We start from the raw sequence: 17,178 nt of genomic DNA on the forward strand, positions 1-17,178 counted from the left end.
GCAAGGCGACTATACCGCCCGGGCCAGGTCCGCGGCCAGGCCGATATACGAACGCGGGGTCATCGCCAGCAGGCGCGCCTTGGGTTCGTCCGGCAGGGCCAGGCCCTGGATGAATTCTCGCAGGGCTTCCTCGGTGATGCCCTTGCCGCGCGTCAAAGCTTTGAGCTGTTCGTACGGCTGCGGCAGGCCATAGCGGCGCATGACGGTCTGCACCGGCTCGGCCAGCACTTCCCAGCAGGCGTCGATGTCGGCATCGATCGCGGCGACGTTGACTTCCAGCTTGCCCAGGCCGCGCATGCAGGCGTCCCACGCCACCAGGCAGTAACCCAGGCCCACGCCCAGGTTGCGCAGCACCGTGGAGTCGGTCAGGTCGCGCTGCCAGCGGGAGATCGGCAATTTATCAGACAGATGGCGCAGCACGGCGTTGGCCAGGCCCAGGTTGCCTTCGGAGTTCTCGAAGTCGATCGGGTTGACCTTGTGCGGCATGGTCGACGAACCGACCTCGCCTTCCTTCAGGCGCTGCTTGAAGTAGCCCAGGGCCACGTAGCCCCAGATGTCGCGGTCCAGGTCGAGCACGATGATGTTGGCGCGCACGATGGCGTCGAACAGCGCCGACATCCAGTCATGCGGTTCGATCTGGATGGTGTGGCGGTTCTGGGTCAGGCCCAGGCCGGCCAGCACGCGCTGGCTGAAGGCGGGCCAGTCGATTTCCGGGTAGGCCGACAGGTGGGCGTTGTAGTTGCCGGTGGCGCCGTTGAGCTTGGCCAGCGGCTCGACCGCTTCGACCGCGGCGATGGCGCGGTTCAGGCGCGCCGCGACGTTGGCGAATTCCTTGCCCAGCGTGGTCGGGCTGGCCGGCTGGCCGTGGGTGCGCGACAGCATCGGCTGGTCGGCCTGGGCCACGGCCATGTCGTTGAGCTTGGCGGCGATTTCACGCAGGCGCGGCAGCACCACTTCGCTACGGGCGCGCGACAGCATCAGCGCGTGCGAGGTGTTGTTGATGTCCTCGGAGGTGCAGGCGAAATGGATGAATTCGGCCGCGGCCGCCAGTTCGGCGTGGTCGGCGACCTTTTCCTTGAGCCAGTACTCGACGGCCTTGACGTCGTGGTTGGTGACGCGCTCGATGTCCTTGATGCGGGCGGCATCGGCTTCGGAGAAGTCGCGCACCAGCTGTTGCAGGCGGGCGCGGGCTTCCTGGGAGAAGGCGGGCAGTTCCGGCAGGCCGGCGTCGGACAGGGCCACCAGCCAGGCCACCTCGACCTCGACGCGGTGGGCCATGAAACCGGCCTCGGAGAGCAGCCCGCGCAGCGCGTCGCCGCGGGAGGCATATCGGCCATCCAGTGGCGAAAGGGCGTTAAGTTGGCTAAGCTGGTCGGCGATTTGCATGGTCTGGGAAAGAAAAAGCTGCGGATGGGAAAACCCGGCGATTTTATCATTCAGGGCCGCGCAACATTGTGGCAAACTGGACGGGATTCCGTCCCGCGGACGGTTTGGCCGTCATGCGGCCTGCTATACTTCGGCCGCTTTCCGACTCCGCTTGTGAATCCATGAAACTGATCGGCTCGCTTACCAGTCCATACGTGCGCAAGGTGCGTATCGTCATGGCCGAGAAAAAGCTGGATTATCGGCTTGAACTCGAAAACGTCTGGTCCGCCGACACGCAGATCCAAACGTACAACCCGCTGGGCAAGGTGCCCTGCCTGGTCATGGAAGATGGCGGCGCCCTGTTCGACTCGCGCGTCATCGTCGAGTACCTGGACACCTTGTCGCCCGTCGCCCGCCTGATTCCGCAGCCGGGCCGTGATCGCGCGGCCGTCAAATGCTGGGAAGCCATCGCCGATGGCCTGCTGGACGCCTGCGTCACCATCGTCAAGGAAAAGCAGCGCCCCGAGGCGCAGCGCAGCCCGGAATGGATCGAGCGCCAATACGGCAAGATCCACGCCAGCCTGGACGCCATGGACAAGAGCCTGGGCGACAACGCCCACTGCATGGGCATCAACTACAGCCTGGCCGATATCGCCGTGGGCTGTGGCCTGGGCTACCTGGACCTGCGCTTTGCCGAACTGGACTGGCGCGCCAACCACCCCAACCTGGCGCGCCTGTACGACAAGCTGTCGCAGCGCCAGTCGTTCGTGGATACCATCCCCAAGACGGCCTGACGCCCCCTCGGCGCCAACCCGACCTGTTCCGGCCGCCTCGCGCGGCCGGTTTCACGTCCAGCTCAGGCCCAGAATGCCTGGCCGGCCTTGAACAGCATGTAGGCCGCCAGCGCGAACAGCAGGCAGGCGAACACCCGCTTCAGGGTCTGCACCGGCAGGCGGTGCGCCATGCGCGCGCCCAGCGGCGCCGTCAGCACGCTCACGCACACCAGCACCAGCAGCGCCGGCCAATAGATGTAGCCCAGCATGCCGGGCCGGGTCGCGCCTTCGTTCAAGCCCGACACCACGTAGCCGATGCTGTTGGCCAGCGCGATGGGAAAGCCCAGCGCCGCCGAGGTCGAGACCGCGTTGTGCAGCGCCACGTTGCACCAGACCATGAACGGCACCGACAGGAAGCCGCCGCCCGCCCCCACCAGCCCCGACAGGAAGCCGATGCCGGCGCCGGCCGCGCTGGTGCCGACCACGCCCGGCATCTGGCGGCTGGGCTTGGGCTTCTTGTTGCGCAGCATGTTCCAGCCGGAATAGCCCACGAACAGCGCGAAGAACAGCGACAGCCACAGGGTGCTGAGCGCCGCGAACACCGCGCCGCCCGACAGCAGGCCACCCAGGATGATGCCCGGCGCCATGGCCCAGACGATCGGCCACTTGATGGTGCCCTTCTGCTGGTGCGCGCGCACGCTGGAGATCGAGGTGAACAGGATCGAGGTCATCGAGGTGGCGATGGCGGCATGCACCACCAGGTCGGCCGGCATGCCCTTCCAGGCGAACAGCATCGTCAGGAACGGCACCAGCAGCATGCCGCCGCCGATGCCCAGCAGACCCGCCGCGAAACCCGCCACCGCGCCCAGCGCCAGCAGGCAAATCACCATCGTTACATCCACATCCCTCTCCTCTCGTTGTCGGCGTGCGCCGTTTTTCATGAGCCAGGCCCCGCGAACGCGACGCCCGCGGGGCCTGGCTGGAACTGCTATCGGTATTGCGACGGCCTGTCGCGGGCCGGCGCGCCTAGACGATGATGCCGCCGCCCAGGCAGATATCGCCATCGTAAAGCACCGCCGATTGCCCGGGCGTGACCGCCCATTGCGGTTCGCTGAAGTCGAGCGTGAAGCCCGCGCTGGTCGCGTCCCCCAGGCGGCAGGCGGCATCGGCCTGGCGGTAGCGCGTCTTGGCGCCGTATTCCCCCGCGGCGGGCGCGTGCCCGGCGACCCAGCTGACGTCCTGCGCCCGCAGCGAGCCGGACAGCAGCCAGGGGTGGTCATGCCCCTGCACCACGTAGAGCACGTTGCGCTCGAGGTCCTTGCGCGCCACGTACCAGGCCTCGGCCGTGCCGTCTTCGCGCTGGCGGCCCTTCACGCCGCCCACGCCCAGGCCCTTGCGCTGGCCCAGCGTGTAGAACGACAGGCCCTCGTGGCGCCCGACCTTCTGCCCCTCGGGCGTCAGGATCGGGCCCGGCTCGGTCGGCAGGTAGCGGTTGAGGAACTCGCGGAACGGCCGCTCGCCGATGAAGCAGATGCCGGTGGAGTCCTTCTTGGCCGCGTTGTGCAGGCCGATCTCGTGCGCGATGCGGCGCACTTCGGTCTTGTGGATCTCGCCCAGCGGGAACAGGGTGCGCGACAGCTGCGCCTGGTTCAGGCGGTGCAGGAAATAGCTCTGGTCCTTGGAACCGTCCAGCGCCTTGAGCAGCTCGAAGCGCGAGCCGCCGCCCTCGGCCGCCACTTCGCGCACGCGGGCGTAGTGGCCGGTGGCGATATGTTCGGCGCCGAGCGCCATGGCGTGGTCGAGGAAGGCCTTGAACTTGATCTCGGCGTTGCACAGCACGTCCGGATTGGGCGTGCGGCCGGCCGAGTATTCGCGCAGGAATTCGGCGAACACCCGGTCCTTGTATTCGGCGGCGAAATTGACGTATTCGAATTCCACGCCCACCAGGTCGGCCACGCTGGCCGCGTCCAGCAGGTCCTGGCGGGTGGAGCAGTATTCGGAATCGTCGTCGTCTTCCCAGTTCTTCATGAACAGGCCGACGACCTCGTAGCCTTGCTGCTTGAGCAGCCAGGCGGTGACCGAAGAATCGACCCCGCCGGACATGCCGACGACAACGCGGCCTTTCTTGGTGGATATTTGACTCATGATGGCGCCATTTTACCGTGGGCTGGCCGCGTCCTGCGGCTGCGGCTCGGCCGCCCGCGAAACCTCCATCAGCCAGGTCCGGAACGCCTGCAGCGTCGGCAGGTTGGCCTTCTGGTCGGGGTAGCACAGGTAGTAGCCCATGCGCGCGCGGATCGGCAGCTGGATCGCCACCGCCAGCTTGCCGTCGCGCAGTTCGTCCTCGATCAGGCAGCGCGGGATCAGCGCCACGCCGAAACCGGCGGCGGCGGCCTGCGACAGCAGCGCGTACTGGTCGAAACGCGCCCCTTCCAGGCTGCGCCGGCTGTCGCAGCCGGCCTGCTCGAACCAGTCGCGCCAGCCTTCGAGGGCCGAGGTGTGGTGCAGCAGGGGATAGGCCAGCAGGTCCGCCGGCACGCTACAGCCGCCCGGAATCAGGCGCGGGCTGCAGACCGGCAGGATCTCGCGGCCGACGATGTAGTCGGCGCCGCTGCCCGGCCAGATGCCTTCGCCGAAACGCACGGCGGCGTCCAGTTCGGGCGAGGAAAAGTCATAGCCCTGGCGGTGCGGCAGGAATTCCACGTGGATGTCGGGCCGCAGCCGCATGAAGGCCGTCAGGCGCGGGATCAGCCAGCGCGCGCCGAAGGTCGGCATACAGGTCAGGTTGAGCGTGCCGCCCTGCCCCTGGTGCGCGATCAGTTCGACGGTGGCGGCCTCGATCTGGCCCAGCCCCGCCTGCACCTTGGTCAGATAGCTGCGGCCGGCCTCGGTCAGGACCAGGCCTTGCCTGATGCGCAGGAATAGTTCGACGCCGACGAACTCCTCCAGGTGTTTCACTTGCTTACTGACCGCGCCCTGCGTGACGCACAGTTCCTGGGCGGCGCGGGTAAAGCTGCTGTGCCTGGCGGCGACTTCGAACGCCTGCAGGTCGGTGAGCGAGGGACAGAACCGTCTCATGGGATAGCGCCTCGATACCGGGGTTTCCGGAGCGCGAAGTTACAAAAAGAAACCCCGCCGCAAAAGAGGCATGAAAAAAAGTCATAGCTTAAGGAGAAACTTTCGTTTGTGCAAACCGGCCTTGCACGAAAGAATCTTCCTGTTTGCGTCTGCCTTTTGCGCATCCGCGTTCCAATTCATAGGGGAATTCATGCAACGCCGTAATGTAGTCCTAGGCCTCTGTGTCGCCGCCGCGACCCTGGCCACGCCGCTGACCTCGAGCATCGCCCATGCCGAAGACGCCTACCCGAGCAAGCCGATCCGCCTGATCGTGCCGTTCCCGCCCGGCGGCACCACCGACATCGTCGGCCGCCTGTTCGCCGACAAGCTCGGCAAGGAACTGAACCAGACCGTCGTGGTGGAAAACCGCGGCGGCGCCGGCGGCTCGATCGGCAGCGCCTTCGTCGCCAGCAGCGCGCCGGACGGCTACACCCTGGGCATCGCCACCGTCAGCACGCACGGCATCAACCCGGCCATCTACCCGAACCTGCCGTTCGATGGCGAGAAGGACTTCACGCCGGTCTCGAACCTGGCCGCCGTCCCGAACATCATGACCATCAACCCGAAGGTGCAGGCCAAGGACATGGCCGAGTTCATCAAGCTGGCCAAGAGCCAGCCGGGCAAGCTGACGTATGCCTCGGCCGGCAACGGCTCGGTCTCGCACATGATGGGCGAACTGTTCAAGATGGCCTCGGGCACCGACCTGATGCACGTGCCCTACCGTGGCGTGGGCCCGGCGCTGAACGACGCGCTGGCCGGCCAGGTCGACGTCATGTACGACAACCTGCCCTCCACCCTGCCGCACGTCCAGTCCGGCCGCCTGATCGCCATGGCCGTCGCCTCGCCCAAGCGCGTCGCCAGCCTGCCGAATGTGCCCACCTTCGCCGAAGTCGGCCTGCCCGCCGTCAACGACGCCTCGTGGTTCGGCCTGGTCGCCCCGGCCAAGCTGCCGGCCCCGATCCTGGCCAAGCTGAACGCCGCCGTGCAGAAGGTCAGCGCCGAAGCCGACGTCAAGTCGCGCCTGGAAGCGCTGGGCGCCGAGCCGGCCGCCAACAGCCCCGAAGCCTTCGCCAAGCAGATCGCCGCTGAAATCGCCAAGAACAAGCGCATCGCCAAAGAAGCCAACGTGAAGATCGACTGAGCGATCTTCGGCCCCCGCCGCGCCCGCGCGGCGCGCGGGGGTCTCCGATTCACGAACGCACGACCCCTATATGCGAATTACCCAACCCCTGTCCTATCGGCTCGACCTTCCGCAGCAATATCCGAACTCGGCGCCCTCGGCCCCCCTCGTGCTGGACTCTCCGCACAGCGGCACCGCCTACCCGCCCGACTTCGCGCCCGCCGTGGATTTCGGCGCCCTGCGCACCGCCGAGGACACCTGGGTTGACGATCTGTGGGGCGACGCCATCGACATGGGCGTGCCCATGATCGCCGCGAGCTTTCCGCGCGCCTACATCGATGCCAATCGCGCCCCCGACGAAATCGACGAACTGCTGCTGGAGCAGGCCTGGCCCGGCGCGGTCAACGCCTCGCCCAAGGTCAAGCTGGGCAAGGGCCTGATCTGGCGCATGCTGGACGACGGCACGCCGCTGTACGACCGCAAGCTGAGCGTCGAGGAAGTGACGCACCGCATCGAGGCCTGCTGGAAGCCGTACCACGCCGCGCTCGGCCAGGTGCTCGACAGCGCCCACCAGAAGTTCGGCAAGGTCTGGCACATCAACTGCCACTCCATGCCCAGCGTCGCCGGCGCCTACGCCACCGACCGCCCCGGCCTGGTCCACCCCGACTTCGTGCTGGGCGACCGCGACGGCAGCACCAGCGACCCGGCCTTCCGCGAATTCATCGCGGCGTGGCTGCGCGAGCGCGGCTACAACGTGACCGTGAACGATCCCTACAAGGGCGTCGAACTGGTGCGCGCCTTCGGCCGTCCCGACGAAGGCCGCCACAGCCTGCAGATCGAAATCAACCGCAAGCTCTACATGGACGAAGTCAGCCTGCGTCCGTCGGCCAACTACGGCCGCCTCAAGGCCGACCTGCGCGACCTGACCGCCGCGCTGATCGACTGGACTCGCGCGCAGACGGCCTGACGCCGGACGCCTGCGCGCCGGTGCCCCATGGTTAACCCCATGGGGCTTTTCATTTGGGCGGCCCGAACCCTCGTCCCCCGGGCGTATATCCGTTATAACTACGGCGAACCTTCTGAGGAGAGGCGTCGATGCACATCGGGATACCAAGGGAAACCCGAGACGGGGAAACCCGTGTCGCAGCAACACCGGAGACCGTCAAGAAGTACGTAGGCGGCAAACACACCGTTGTCGTGGAGCGTGGCGCAGGCAATGCGGCGCGCTATCTGGATGAAGCCTACGAGGCCGCCGGCGCGACGCTCGGCAGCGCCCAGGAGGCCCTGGGGGCGGAGCTGGTCATGAAGGTTCGCGCCCCGTCCGCGGCCGAACTGCCGCAGATGAAAGCCGGCGCCGTGGTCATCGGCATGCTCGATCCATTCGACGCCGAGGGCCTCGCGCAGATGGCCGGCGCCGGCCTGACCGGCTTCGCGCTGGAAGCCGCGCCCCGCATCACCCGCGCGCAAAGCCTGGACGTGCTGTCGTCGCAGGCCAACCTGGCCGGCTACAAGGCCGTGCTGCTGGCGGCCCACCACTACGGCCGCCTGATCCCCATGATGATGACCGCCGCCGGCACGCTCAAGGCCGCGCGCGCCGTGGTGCTGGGCACCGGCGTCGCCGGCCTGCAGGCCATCGCCACGGCCAAGCGCCTGGGCGCGGTGGTCGAGGCCTCCGACGTGCGGCCCGCCGCGCGCGAGCAGGTCGAATCGCTCGGCGCCAAGTTCATCGACGTGCCGTTCGAGACCGACGAGGAACGCGAGATCGCGCAGGGCGTGGGCGGCTACGCCCGCCCCATGCCGCCGGCCTGGATGGCGCGGCAGGCGGCGCTGGTGTCGGAACGCTGCAAGCAGGCCGACATCGTCATCACCACCGCGCTCATCCCGGGCCGGCCGGCGCCGACGCTGGTGTCGGCCGAGACCGTCGCGGCCATGAAGCCCGGCTCGGTGCTGGTGGACCTGGCGGTCGAGCGCGGCGGCAACTGCCCGCTATCCGAGAAGGGCAAGGTGGTCGAGAAGCACGGCGTGACCCTGATCGGGCTGACCAACCTGCCCGGCCTGGTGGCGACCGATGCGTCGGCGCTCTACGCCCGCAACATCCTCGACTTCCTGAAACTCATCATCAATGCGGACGGCGCGCTGGCGATCCAGCGCGACGATGAAATCGTGGCGGCCTGCCTGGTGTGCGAAGGCGGCAATGTGACGCGCAGGAGCTGACAGCATGGAAGCGATCAACCCCACCCTGATGAATCTCATCATCTTCGTGCTGGCCATCTACGTCGGCTACCACGTGGTCTGGAACGTCACCCCCGCGCTGCACACCCCGCTGATGGCGGTGACCAACGCGATCTCGGCCATCATCATCGTCGGCGCCATGCTGGCGGCGGCGCTGACCGAAGGTGGACTGGCGCGCGGCATGGGCGTGTTCGCCGTGGCGCTGGCCGCGGTCAACGTGTTCGGCGGCTTCCTGGTCACGCGGCGCATGCTGGAGATGTTCAAGAAAAAGGACAAGAAGCCCGCCAAGGAGGAAGCGAAATGATCTCGCTGAACCTCGTCACGCTGCTCTACCTGGTTGCGTCGGTCTGCTTCATCCAGGCGCTCAAGGGCCTGTCGCATCCCACCACCTCGCGCCTGGGCAATGCCTTCGGCATGGCCGGCATGGCGATCGCGGTGCTGACCACCGGCGCGCTCATCGTCGGCCTGGCGCGCTCGGGCACCGCCGGCATCGGGCTGGGCTGGGTGCTGCTGGGCCTCCTGGTCGGCGGCTCGATCGGCACGCTGATGGCCAAGCGCGTCGAAATGACCAAGATGCCCGAGCTGGTCGCCTTCATGCACAGCATGATCGGCCTGGCGGCGGTCGCCATCGCCGTGGCCGTGGTGGCCGAGCCGCACGCCTTTGGCATCGTCGCCGCCGGCACGCTGATCCCCACCGGCAACCGCTTCGAGCTGTTCATCGGCACCTTCGTCGGCGCCATCACCTTCTCGGGCTCGGTGATCGCCTTCGGCAAGCTGTCGGGCAAGTACAAGTTCCGGCTGTTCCAGGGGGCGCCGGTGGTGTTCGCCGGCCAGCACATGCTGAACCTGGCGCTGGCGTTGCTGATGCTGGCGATGGGCGTGTGGTTCATGCTGACGCAGGCCTGGACGCCGTTCATCATCATGACGCTGATCGCCTTCGTGCTGGGCGTGCTGATCATCATCCCGATCGGCGGCGCCGACATGCCGGTGGTGGTGTCGATGCTGAACAGCTATTCGGGCTGGGCGGCGGCGGGCATCGGCTTCTCGCTGAACAACCCGATGCTGATCATCGCCGGCTCGCTGGTGGGCTCGTCCGGCGCCATCCTCTCGTACATCATGTGCAAGGCGATGAACCGCTCGTTCTTCAACGTGATCCTGGGCGGCTTCGGCGGCCAGGCCGGCGAGGCCGCGGCGGCGGGCGGCGGCCAGCAGCGCAGCGTCAAGTCGGGCAGCCCCGACGACGCGGCCTTCCTGATGACCAACGCCGAAAGCGTCACCATCGTGCCGGGCTACGGCCTGGCGGTGGCGCGCGCCCAGCACGCGCTCAAGGAACTGGCCGAAAAGCTCACCGAGCGCGGCGTGACGGTCAAGTACGCCATCCACCCGGTGGCGGGCCGCATGCCGGGCCACATGAACGTGCTGCTGGCCGAGGCCGAGGTGCCCTACGACCAGGTCTTCGAAATGGAAGACATCAACAGCGAGTTCGGCCAGACCGACGTGGTGCTGGTGCTGGGCGCCAACGACGTGGTCAATCCGGCGGCCAAGAACGATCCCAAGTCGCCGATCGCCGGCATGCCGATCCTGGAAGCCTACAAGGCCCGCACCGTGATCGTGAACAAGCGCTCGATGGCCTCCGGCTACGCCGGCCTGGACAACGAACTGTTCTACATGGACCGCACCATGATGGTCTTCGGCGACGCCAAGAAGGTGCTGGAAGACATGGTCAAGGCCGTGGAGTGATGCGCCGGCGCCGCGATGCACGCGCATCGCGGCGTCTTTCCCCGACGCGCTCCGGAGGATTCGATTCCCGCGACGCCGCGGCCCGCCCTAGGCGCGGGCCAGCTGCTCGTCCACCACTTCGATCCAGTGCCGCACCGGCGTGCCGGTGCCGCTCTGCAAGTGGCCGATACAACCGATGTTGGCCGACAGGATCACATCCGGCGCGGCCGGCGCGATGGCGCCCAGCTTGCGGTCGCGCAGCGCCAGCGCAATCTCCGGATTGAGCACCGAATAGGCGCCGGCCGAGCCGCAGCACAGGTGCTGTTCGGCGAACGGCCGCAGCTCGAAGCCCAGATCGGCCAGCAACCGCTCCGACAAGGGCCGCAAGCCCTGCCAGTGCTGCAGCGTGCAGGGCGGATGGAACGCCGCCCGCACCCGCTTGTCCGCCAGCCGCTGGCGCAGTTCCCCAGCCTGCGGCGCGACGATTTCCGCCACGTCCTTGACCAGCGCCACGATGTCCGCGGCACGCTGCGCGTAGGCCGGATCGTGACGCAGGTGATGGGCGTATTCCTTGACCATGGCGCCACAGCCCGACGCGTTCATGACGATGGCCTCGACCGCGCCATCGCGCACCAGCGGCCACCACGCGTCGACGTTGGCGCGCATCTGGTCCAGCGCGGCCGCCTGCGCATCCAGGTGAAAACTGGCCGCGCCGCAGCAACCCGCGCCGGGCGCGATGCGCGCGCCGATGCCGATGGCGTTGAGCACGCGGATGGTGGCGGCGTCGATCGACGGCATCATCGACGGCTGCACGCAACCGGCCAGCATCAGCACCTGGCGCGTGTGGCCTTCCACCTGCGGCAACGCGCCGGCCGGACGGCGCTCGGGCACCTTGCGCCTGAGCGATTCCGGCAAGACGCCGCGCACCGCCTGCCCCAGGCGCATGGCCGGCCCGAACAGCGGCGACAGCATGGCCCGGCGCAGCATCTTGCGCTTGGCCTTCTCGGCCCACGGCCGCGGCACCCGCTCCTCGACGATCTGGCGGCCAATGTCCACCAGATGCCCATATTCCACGCCCGACGGGCAGGTGGTCTCGCAATTGCGGCAGGTCAGGCAGCGGTCCAGATGCTGCTGGGTCGACTGGGTCGGCTCGGCGCCCTCCAGCACCTGCTTGATCAGGTAGATGCGGCCGCGTGGACTGTCGAGTTCATCGCCCAGCACCTGATAGGTGGGACAGGTGGCCGTGCAGAAGCCGCAATGCACGCAGCGCCGCAGGATCGCATCGGCCTCTTTGCCCAGATCGGTATCGCGGGCCCAGGCTGCCAGATTGGTTTGCATGATGCCTATAGCTCCAGGACCAGCCGGCCGGGATTGAACAACCCCGCCGGATCGAGTTCTTGCTTGAGGCGGCGCGTGATCAACGCCACGCCCGGCGACAGCGGATGGAACACGCCATCGGCCGGCGGCCGCGTGCCGGCCGGACGGAACAGCGTGGCATGGCCGCCCAGCCGCTGCGCCAACTCGCGCAACTCGGCGGCGTCCTGCGCCCCCGACAGCCAGCGCTGGCCGCCGCCCCACTCCACCAGCGCCTGCCCGCTGCCGAGCGCGGCCGCGGTGGGCGGCAACGCCAGGCGCCACAACGGCCGGCCCGGCGCGAAGAAGGCATGGGTCTGTTCGCGCAGCCCGGTCCACCAGGCCTGCGCCGCCTCCGGCGCCAGCGGATCGCCGCCGATCACCTGGCGCGCGCTGGCGATGGCCGGCGGCGCGCCCGACAGGCGCACGTGCATCTGGCCCTCTTCGTCAGCGGCCCCGGCCCAGCTGGTGGCCGAGATCGGCAGCGGCTTGCCGCGCCACAGCGCGAAGCTGGCCAGCGCCTGGGCCTGCGTCGCCGGCAGCGCCAGCGTCAGTTCTTCCATCGGCCTGGGCACGACCTTGAGCGAAACCTCGAGAATCGCGCCGAAGATGCCATGCGATCCGGCCAGCAGGCGTGAGACATCGTAGCCGGCCACGTTCTTCATGACCTCGCCGCCGAACGACAGCACCCGGCCATCCGAATCCAGCAGTTGCGCCCCCAGCACGAAGTCGCGCAAGGCGCCCGCGCTCATGCGGCGCGGCCCCGACAGGCCCGCGGCCACGCAGCCGCCGACGGTGGCGGCGGGCGAGAAATGCGGCGGCTCGAAGGCCAGCATCTGGCCATGCTCGGCCAGCGCCGCCTCCAGCTCGGCCAGCGGCGTGCCGGCCCTGACCGTCACCACCAGTTCGGACGGGTGATAGCTGACGATGCCGCGATACGGGGTCATGTCCAGCAGGCAATGGCCATCCTGCGGCGTCACCGGCCGGTAGTTGCCATAGAACGCCTTGCTGCCGCCGCCCATGACGAACAGCGGCTTGTGACCGGCGCGAGCCGTCATGACCTGGTCGCACAATTCCGACAGGACGAAATCCATGAGAGGGACGTCCTAGAAGCGTGCGAGATCCGGGAAGCGCAGCTCGCCCGCGTGTACGTGCATCTTGCCGTATTCAGCGCAGCGGGCCAGCGTAGGTATGACCTTTTCGGGATTGAGCAGGCATGGCGGATCGAATGCCCGCTTGACCGCCAGGAACGCGTCGAGTTCTTCGCGAGAGAATTGCACGCACATTTGATTTATTTTCTCCATTCCCACACCGTGCTCTCCAGTCACGGTTCCTCCTACCTGCACGCACAGTTCGAGTATGGCCGCGCCGAATTTCTCGGCGCGTTCCACTTCGTCCGGTTTATTCGAATCGAACAGGATCAACGGATGCAGGTTGCCATCGCCCGCATGGAACACGTTGGCGCAACGCAGGCCGAACTCGTCTTCCATTTGCTCGATGGCGCCCAGCACCCGGGCGAGATGACGGCGCGGAATCGTGCCGTCCATGCAGTAGTAATCGGGCGACACGCGCCCGGCGGCGGGAAACGCGTTCTTGCGTCCCGCCCAGAATTTGAGCCGCTCGGCCTCCGACGCCGACACCTGGCAGCGGGTGGAGCCGGCCGCGCGGAAGATGGCTTCCATGCGCGCGATCTCGTGCGCCACTTCCTCGGGCGTGCCATCCGACTCGCACAGCAGGATGGCCTGCGCGTCCATGTCGTAGCCGGCGCGCACGAAGGGTTCGACCATGTGCGTCGCGCGCCGGTCCATCATCTCCAGCCCGGCGGGAATGATGCCGTCGGCGATCACCTGCGTCACCGCGTTGCCGGCGGCTTCGACGCTGGCGAAGCTGGCCATCACCACCTGGGCGCAGGCCGGCTTCGGGATCAGCTTGACGGTGACTTCGGTCACCACGCCCAGCATGCCTTCCGACCCGACGAACACCGACAGCAGATCCAGCCCCGGCGCATCCGGCGCCTCGGAGCCGAGCTCGACCACGTCGCCGTCGATCGTGACCATGCGCACCCGCAGCACGTTGTGCACCGTCAGTCCGTACTTCAGGCAATGCACGCCGCCCGAATTCTCGGCGACGTTGCCGCCGATCGAACAGGCGATCTGGCTGGAGGGATCCGGCGCGTAGTACAGCCCGTAGGGCGAGGCGGCTTCGGAAATCGCCAGGTTGCGCACGCCCGGCTCGACCACCGCGGTCGCGCTGGCCAGGTCGATGTGCTTGATGCGATTGAATTTGGACAGGCCCAGCAGCACGCCCTGGCTGTGCGGCATGGCGCCGCCCGACAGGCCGGTGCCCGCGCCGCGCGCCACCAGCGGCGCATTCAGGCGCTTGCAGATGCGCATCACCGCCTGCACCTGTTCCTCGGTCTCCGGCAACGCCACCACCGCCGGCAATGCCCGGTACAAGGACAAGCCGTCGCACTCATAGGGCCGCGTGTCCTCTTCGCGGAACAACACGCAATGCGACGGCAGCGCGGCCGACAACGCCTCGACGAGTTGCTGCAACGAATAAGGCGCCTGCGCTTGAGCCAGGCCGGTTTCGACCAGTGAATTCATGAGCGCAACAATAGCGCGACCGCTGGTTGGACGCAGGCCGGGATTTACCCGCATCCTGCGTACATCCAACGGCCGCGCGGCGCCGCAGACGTAACCAGCCGTAAAGCCCCTTCACGCGGCGTGGACAAGCGCGCGGCGGGTCGCGCCCCGGCTCATTCCCAAGAGATGGGAATGCTTGTCAGCCGCGCCGGCCGGCCTGTTCCTGGTGCCGAAAAAAAAGCCGGCGGGTCGCCCCGCCGGCCTTGTCATTGCGCCCCTGCGGACGGCTTACCAGGACACGATCTTGCCCGGGTTGAGGATGTTGTTCGGATCGAACGCGTGCTTGAGGCTGCGCATCAGGTCCAGCGCGTCATCGCCATGCTCTTCGGCCATGAACTGCATCTTGTGCAGGCCGACGCCGTGCTCGCCGGTGCAGGTGCCGTCGGCGGCGATGGCGCGGCGCACCAGGTTGTGGTTGATGGTCTCGGACTCCTGCCATTCGCGCTCGCTGTCGGCGTCCAGCAGCATCAGCACATGGAAGTTGCCATCGCCGACGTGGCCGACGATGGTGTACGGGAAGCTGGCGCGGTCCAGTTCCTCGACCGTGTCGCGCACGCAATCGGCCAGGCGCGAGATCGGCACGCAGACGTCCGTGGTGCTGGCGCGGCAGCCCGGGCGCAGCTGCAGGCCGGCGAAGTAGGCGTTGTGACGCGCGGTCCACAGGCGGCTGCGGTCCTCGGGGCGCTCGGCCCATTCGAAGTCCATGCCGCCGTGTTCGGCGGTGATGGCCTGCACGGTCTCGGCCTGTTCCTGCACGCCCGCCGGGCTGCCGTGGAATTCAAACACCAGCAGCGGCGTCTCGCGCAGCGTCAGCTTGCTGTGCAGGTTGACGGCGCGCACGCTGGCCGCGTCCATGAACTCGACGCGCGCCACCGGCACGCCCATCTGGATGATCTCGATCACGCTCTGCACCGCGGCGTCGAGCGTGGGGAAGTTGCAGACCGCGGCCGACACGGCCTCCGGCTGCGGGTACAGGCGCACGGTGACTTCGGTGATGATGCCCAGCGTGCCTTCGCTGCCCACGAAGATGCGGGTCAGGTCGTAGCCGGCCGACGACTTGCGGGCGCGGCCGGCGGTGCGCACGATGCGGCCGTCGGCGGTGACCACGGTCAGCGACATGACGTTCTCGCGCATGGTGCCGTAGCGCACGGCATTGGTGCCGGAGGCCCGCGTGGCGGCCATGCCGCCCAGGCTGGCGTCGGCGCCCGGATCGATCGGGAAGAACAGGCCGGTGCTGCGGATCTCTTCGTTGAGCTGCTTGCGCAGCACGCCGGCCTGCACCGTGGCGGTCAGGTCTTCGGCGTTGACGGCCAGCACCTTGTTCATCTGCGACAGGTCCAGGCTGATGCCGCCCTGGATCGCCAGGATGTGGCCTTCCAGCGACGAACCCGCGCCGTAGGGAATCAGCGGCACGCGGTGTTCGTTGCACAGCTTGGCGACCTCGGCGACTTCCTCGGTGCTCTGGGCGAAGACCACGGCATCGGGCAGCATCGCCGGATACGGCGACTCATCGCGGCCGTGGTGTTCGCGCACCGCGGCGGATTCGGAGAAACGGTCGCCGAAGCGGGCGCGCAGGGCCTCGAGACAGGCGGCCGGCACCGCGCGGCGCAATGATTCAGCGTGCAAGGGAGCGTTCATGATCAGCGGGTTCTCGGATGGGGGAATCCAACTATTCTACGCCGCCCGCCTTGCTGCGCCGCAAACCGCCCGGACGGACGGCTTGCGGCAATCGCGGCTTACTTGCCGGAGGTCAGCGCGACCCGGCGGCGTTCACGCACGGCGTGCGCCAGGCGCTCGAGCACGGCAACCGAGGCATCCCAGTCGATGCAGCCGTCGGTGATGCTCTGGCCGTAGACCAGCGGCTCGCCCGGCACCATGTCCTGGCGGCCGCCCAGCAGATGGCTTTCGACCATCACGCCGACCAGGCGCGCGTCGCCGGCTTCCATCTGGCGCGCCACGTCCTCGATCACCAGCGGCTGGTTCTCGGGCTTCTTGCTGCTGTTGGCGTGGCTGGCGTCGATCATGATGCGTTGCGCCAGGCCGGCCTTGGACATGTCCTGGCAGGCCGCGTCGACGCTGACGGCGTCGTAGTTCGGCGTCTTGCCGCCGCGCAGGATGACGTGACAGTCTTCATTGCCCGCGGTCGAGACGATGGCCGAATGCCCGCCCTTGGTCACCGACAGGAAATGGTGCGGCTGCGACGCCGCCTTGATCGCGTCCACGGCGATCTTCACGTTGCCGTCCGTGCCATTCTTGAAACCCACCGGACACGACAGGCCGGATGCCAGCTCGCGATGCACCTGGCTTTCCGTCGTGCGCGCGCCGATCGCCCCCCAGGAGACCAGGTCCGCGATGTATTGCGGCGTAATCATGTCCAGGAATTCGCACCCCGCCGGCAATCCCAGGCTGTTGATGTCCAGCAGCAGCTCGCGCGCCACGCGCACGCCCTTGTTGATGTCGAAGCTGCCGTCCAGGTCCGGATCGTTGATCAGCCCCTTCCAGCCGACCGTGGTGCGGGGCTTCTCGAAATACACGCGCATCACGATTTCCAGGTCCGCGCTGAGGCGGTCGCGCACCGGCTTCAGGCGCTTGGCGTATTCGATCGCGGCGCGGGTGTCGTGGATCGAACACGGGCCGATCACGACGATCATGCGGTCGTCCATGCCATGCAGGATGCGATGCATCGACTGGCGGGCGGCGAACACGGTGTCGGAAGCTTCCTTGGTGCACGCGAACTCACGCATGACGTGCGCGGGCGGATTCAGCTCTTTGATTTCTCGGATGCGAAGGTCGTCGGTATTGTGTGACACGGTACTGCTCCTGGGTTTCCCGCCACCGGGATCCATCCCGGGGT

General features: G+C 67.7%; 15 protein-coding genes. 6 read left to right on the forward strand and 9 right to left on the reverse strand.

The window, feature by feature from the left end:
• Positions 1-9: 9 nt before the first annotated feature.
• Positions 10-1,386, reverse strand: a complete 1,377-nt coding sequence (gene purB / locus H0523_RS19445) for an adenylosuccinate lyase (RefSeq protein WP_054433303.1) — start codon at positions 1,384-1,386, stop codon at positions 10-12.
• Positions 1,387-1,547: 161 nt separating this feature from the next.
• On the opposite strand from purB, the gene H0523_RS19450 reads away from it, so the two are divergent.
• Positions 1,548-2,159 carry a glutathione S-transferase gene (locus H0523_RS19450; RefSeq protein ID WP_049072515.1) on the forward strand — a complete coding sequence of 204 codons (612 nt, stop codon included), beginning with the start codon at positions 1,548-1,550 and terminating at the stop codon, positions 2,157-2,159.
• Between the two features lie 62 nt (positions 2,160-2,221).
• Here H0523_RS19450 and H0523_RS19455 read toward each other — a convergent pair whose 3' ends face one another.
• The 3 genes from H0523_RS19455 to gcvA all read right to left on the reverse strand — a co-directional run bounded on the left by H0523_RS19455 (position 2,222) and on the right by gcvA (position 5,216).
• Positions 2,222-3,040 carry a sulfite exporter TauE/SafE family protein gene (locus H0523_RS19455; protein ID WP_054433304.1) on the reverse strand — a complete coding sequence of 273 codons (819 nt, stop codon included), beginning with the start codon at positions 3,038-3,040 and terminating at the stop codon, positions 2,222-2,224.
• A 124-nt stretch (positions 3,041-3,164) separates the two neighbouring features.
• Positions 3,165-4,283, reverse strand: coding sequence for a tRNA 2-thiouridine(34) synthase MnmA (gene mnmA / locus H0523_RS19460; protein ID WP_054433305.1), 1,119 nt, complete (start codon positions 4,281-4,283; stop codon positions 3,165-3,167).
• A 12-nt stretch (positions 4,284-4,295) separates the two neighbouring features.
• Positions 4,296-5,216: a transcriptional regulator GcvA gene (gcvA, locus tag H0523_RS19465; protein WP_054433306.1), complete on the reverse strand. Its 921-nt coding sequence runs from the start codon at positions 5,214-5,216 to the stop codon at positions 4,296-4,298.
• Positions 5,217-5,406: 190 nt separating this feature from the next.
• On the opposite strand from gcvA, the gene H0523_RS19470 reads away from it, so the two are divergent.
• The 5 genes from H0523_RS19470 (at position 5,407) to H0523_RS19490 (ending at position 10,347) form a co-directional block, all read left to right on the forward strand.
• The gene (locus tag H0523_RS19470) at positions 5,407-6,396 is read left to right on the forward strand and encodes a Bug family tripartite tricarboxylate transporter substrate binding protein (protein ID WP_054433307.1); all 990 of its coding nucleotides are present in this window, start codon (positions 5,407-5,409) and stop codon (positions 6,394-6,396) included.
• Between the two features lie 70 nt (positions 6,397-6,466).
• Positions 6,467-7,342, forward strand: a complete 876-nt coding sequence (locus H0523_RS19475) for an N-formylglutamate amidohydrolase (RefSeq protein ID WP_054433308.1) — start codon at positions 6,467-6,469, stop codon at positions 7,340-7,342.
• Between the two features lie 128 nt (positions 7,343-7,470).
• Positions 7,471-8,589 (forward strand): Re/Si-specific NAD(P)(+) transhydrogenase subunit alpha, encoded by a 1,119-nt coding sequence (locus H0523_RS19480; RefSeq protein WP_054433309.1) that lies wholly within the window; start codon positions 7,471-7,473, stop codon positions 8,587-8,589.
• A 4-nt stretch (positions 8,590-8,593) separates the two neighbouring features.
• Positions 8,594-8,911: an NAD(P) transhydrogenase subunit alpha part 2 gene (locus tag H0523_RS19485; RefSeq protein ID WP_006393790.1), complete on the forward strand. Its 318-nt coding sequence runs from the start codon at positions 8,594-8,596 to the stop codon at positions 8,909-8,911.
• Positions 8,908-10,347 (forward strand): NAD(P)(+) transhydrogenase (Re/Si-specific) subunit beta, encoded by a 1,440-nt coding sequence (locus H0523_RS19490; protein WP_006393789.1) that lies wholly within the window; start codon positions 8,908-8,910, stop codon positions 10,345-10,347. The genes H0523_RS19485 and H0523_RS19490 overlap by 4 nt, the downstream gene beginning before the upstream one ends.
• An 87-nt stretch (positions 10,348-10,434) precedes the next feature.
• On the opposite strand, the gene glcF is transcribed toward H0523_RS19490, so the two are convergent.
• The 5 genes from glcF to aroG form a co-directional block, all read right to left on the reverse strand.
• On the reverse strand, positions 10,435-11,664 hold the full coding sequence (gene glcF, locus H0523_RS19495; protein WP_054433310.1) for a glycolate oxidase subunit GlcF: 1,230 nt from the start codon (positions 11,662-11,664) through the stop codon (positions 10,435-10,437).
• Between the two features lie 5 nt (positions 11,665-11,669).
• Positions 11,670-12,773 (reverse strand): glycolate oxidase subunit GlcE, encoded by a 1,104-nt coding sequence (gene glcE / locus H0523_RS19500; RefSeq protein ID WP_054433311.1) that lies wholly within the window; start codon positions 12,771-12,773, stop codon positions 11,670-11,672.
• A 12-nt stretch (positions 12,774-12,785) separates the two neighbouring features.
• Positions 12,786-14,285, reverse strand: a complete 1,500-nt coding sequence (locus H0523_RS19505; protein ID WP_054433312.1) for an FAD-linked oxidase C-terminal domain-containing protein — start codon at positions 14,283-14,285, stop codon at positions 12,786-12,788.
• A 267-nt stretch (positions 14,286-14,552) separates the two neighbouring features.
• The gene (locus H0523_RS19510; RefSeq protein ID WP_054433313.1) at positions 14,553-15,962 is read right to left on the reverse strand and encodes an FAD-binding oxidoreductase; all 1,410 of its coding nucleotides are present in this window, start codon (positions 15,960-15,962) and stop codon (positions 14,553-14,555) included.
• 98 nt (positions 15,963-16,060) lie between these two features.
• Positions 16,061-17,134, reverse strand: coding sequence for a 3-deoxy-7-phosphoheptulonate synthase AroG (gene aroG / locus H0523_RS19515; protein WP_156350389.1), 1,074 nt, complete (start codon positions 17,132-17,134; stop codon positions 16,061-16,063).
• Between the last annotated feature and the right edge of the window lie 44 nt (positions 17,135-17,178).

Origin of the sequence: Achromobacter insuavis, assembly GCF_902859645.1 — a bacterium.
Classification (GTDB): Bacteria; Pseudomonadota; Gammaproteobacteria; order Burkholderiales; family Burkholderiaceae_B; genus Achromobacter; species Achromobacter insuavis.

What these genes read in the sequence shown, in the direction of transcription:
- purB (WP_054433303.1), bottom strand. Translation starts at nt 1,386, where the DNA reads ATGCAAATCGCCGACCAGCTTAGCCAACTTAACGCCCTTTCGCCACTG.
- H0523_RS19450 (WP_049072515.1), top strand. Translation starts at nt 1,548, where the DNA reads ATGAAACTGATCGGCTCGCTTACCAGTCCATACGTGCGCAAGGTGCGT.
- mnmA (WP_054433305.1), bottom strand. Translation starts at nt 4,283, where the DNA reads ATGAGTCAAATATCCACCAAGAAAGGCCGCGTTGTCGTCGGCATGTCC.
- gcvA (WP_054433306.1), bottom strand. Translation starts at nt 5,216, where the DNA reads ATGAGACGGTTCTGTCCCTCGCTCACCGACCTGCAGGCGTTCGAAGTC.
- H0523_RS19470 (WP_054433307.1), top strand. Translation starts at nt 5,407, where the DNA reads ATGCAACGCCGTAATGTAGTCCTAGGCCTCTGTGTCGCCGCCGCGACC.
- H0523_RS19475 (WP_054433308.1), top strand. Translation starts at nt 6,467, where the DNA reads ATGCGAATTACCCAACCCCTGTCCTATCGGCTCGACCTTCCGCAGCAA.
- H0523_RS19480 (WP_054433309.1), top strand. Translation starts at nt 7,471, where the DNA reads ATGCACATCGGGATACCAAGGGAAACCCGAGACGGGGAAACCCGTGTC.
- H0523_RS19485 (WP_006393790.1), top strand. Translation starts at nt 8,594, where the DNA reads ATGGAAGCGATCAACCCCACCCTGATGAATCTCATCATCTTCGTGCTG.
- H0523_RS19490 (WP_006393789.1), top strand. Translation starts at nt 8,908, where the DNA reads ATGATCTCGCTGAACCTCGTCACGCTGCTCTACCTGGTTGCGTCGGTC.
- glcF (WP_054433310.1), bottom strand. Translation starts at nt 11,664, where the DNA reads ATGCAAACCAATCTGGCAGCCTGGGCCCGCGATACCGATCTGGGCAAA.
- glcE (WP_054433311.1), bottom strand. Translation starts at nt 12,773, where the DNA reads ATGGATTTCGTCCTGTCGGAATTGTGCGACCAGGTCATGACGGCTCGC.
- H0523_RS19505 (WP_054433312.1), bottom strand. Translation starts at nt 14,285, where the DNA reads ATGAATTCACTGGTCGAAACCGGCCTGGCTCAAGCGCAGGCGCCTTAT.
- H0523_RS19510 (WP_054433313.1), bottom strand. Translation starts at nt 15,962, where the DNA reads ATGAACGCTCCCTTGCACGCTGAATCATTGCGCCGCGCGGTGCCGGCC.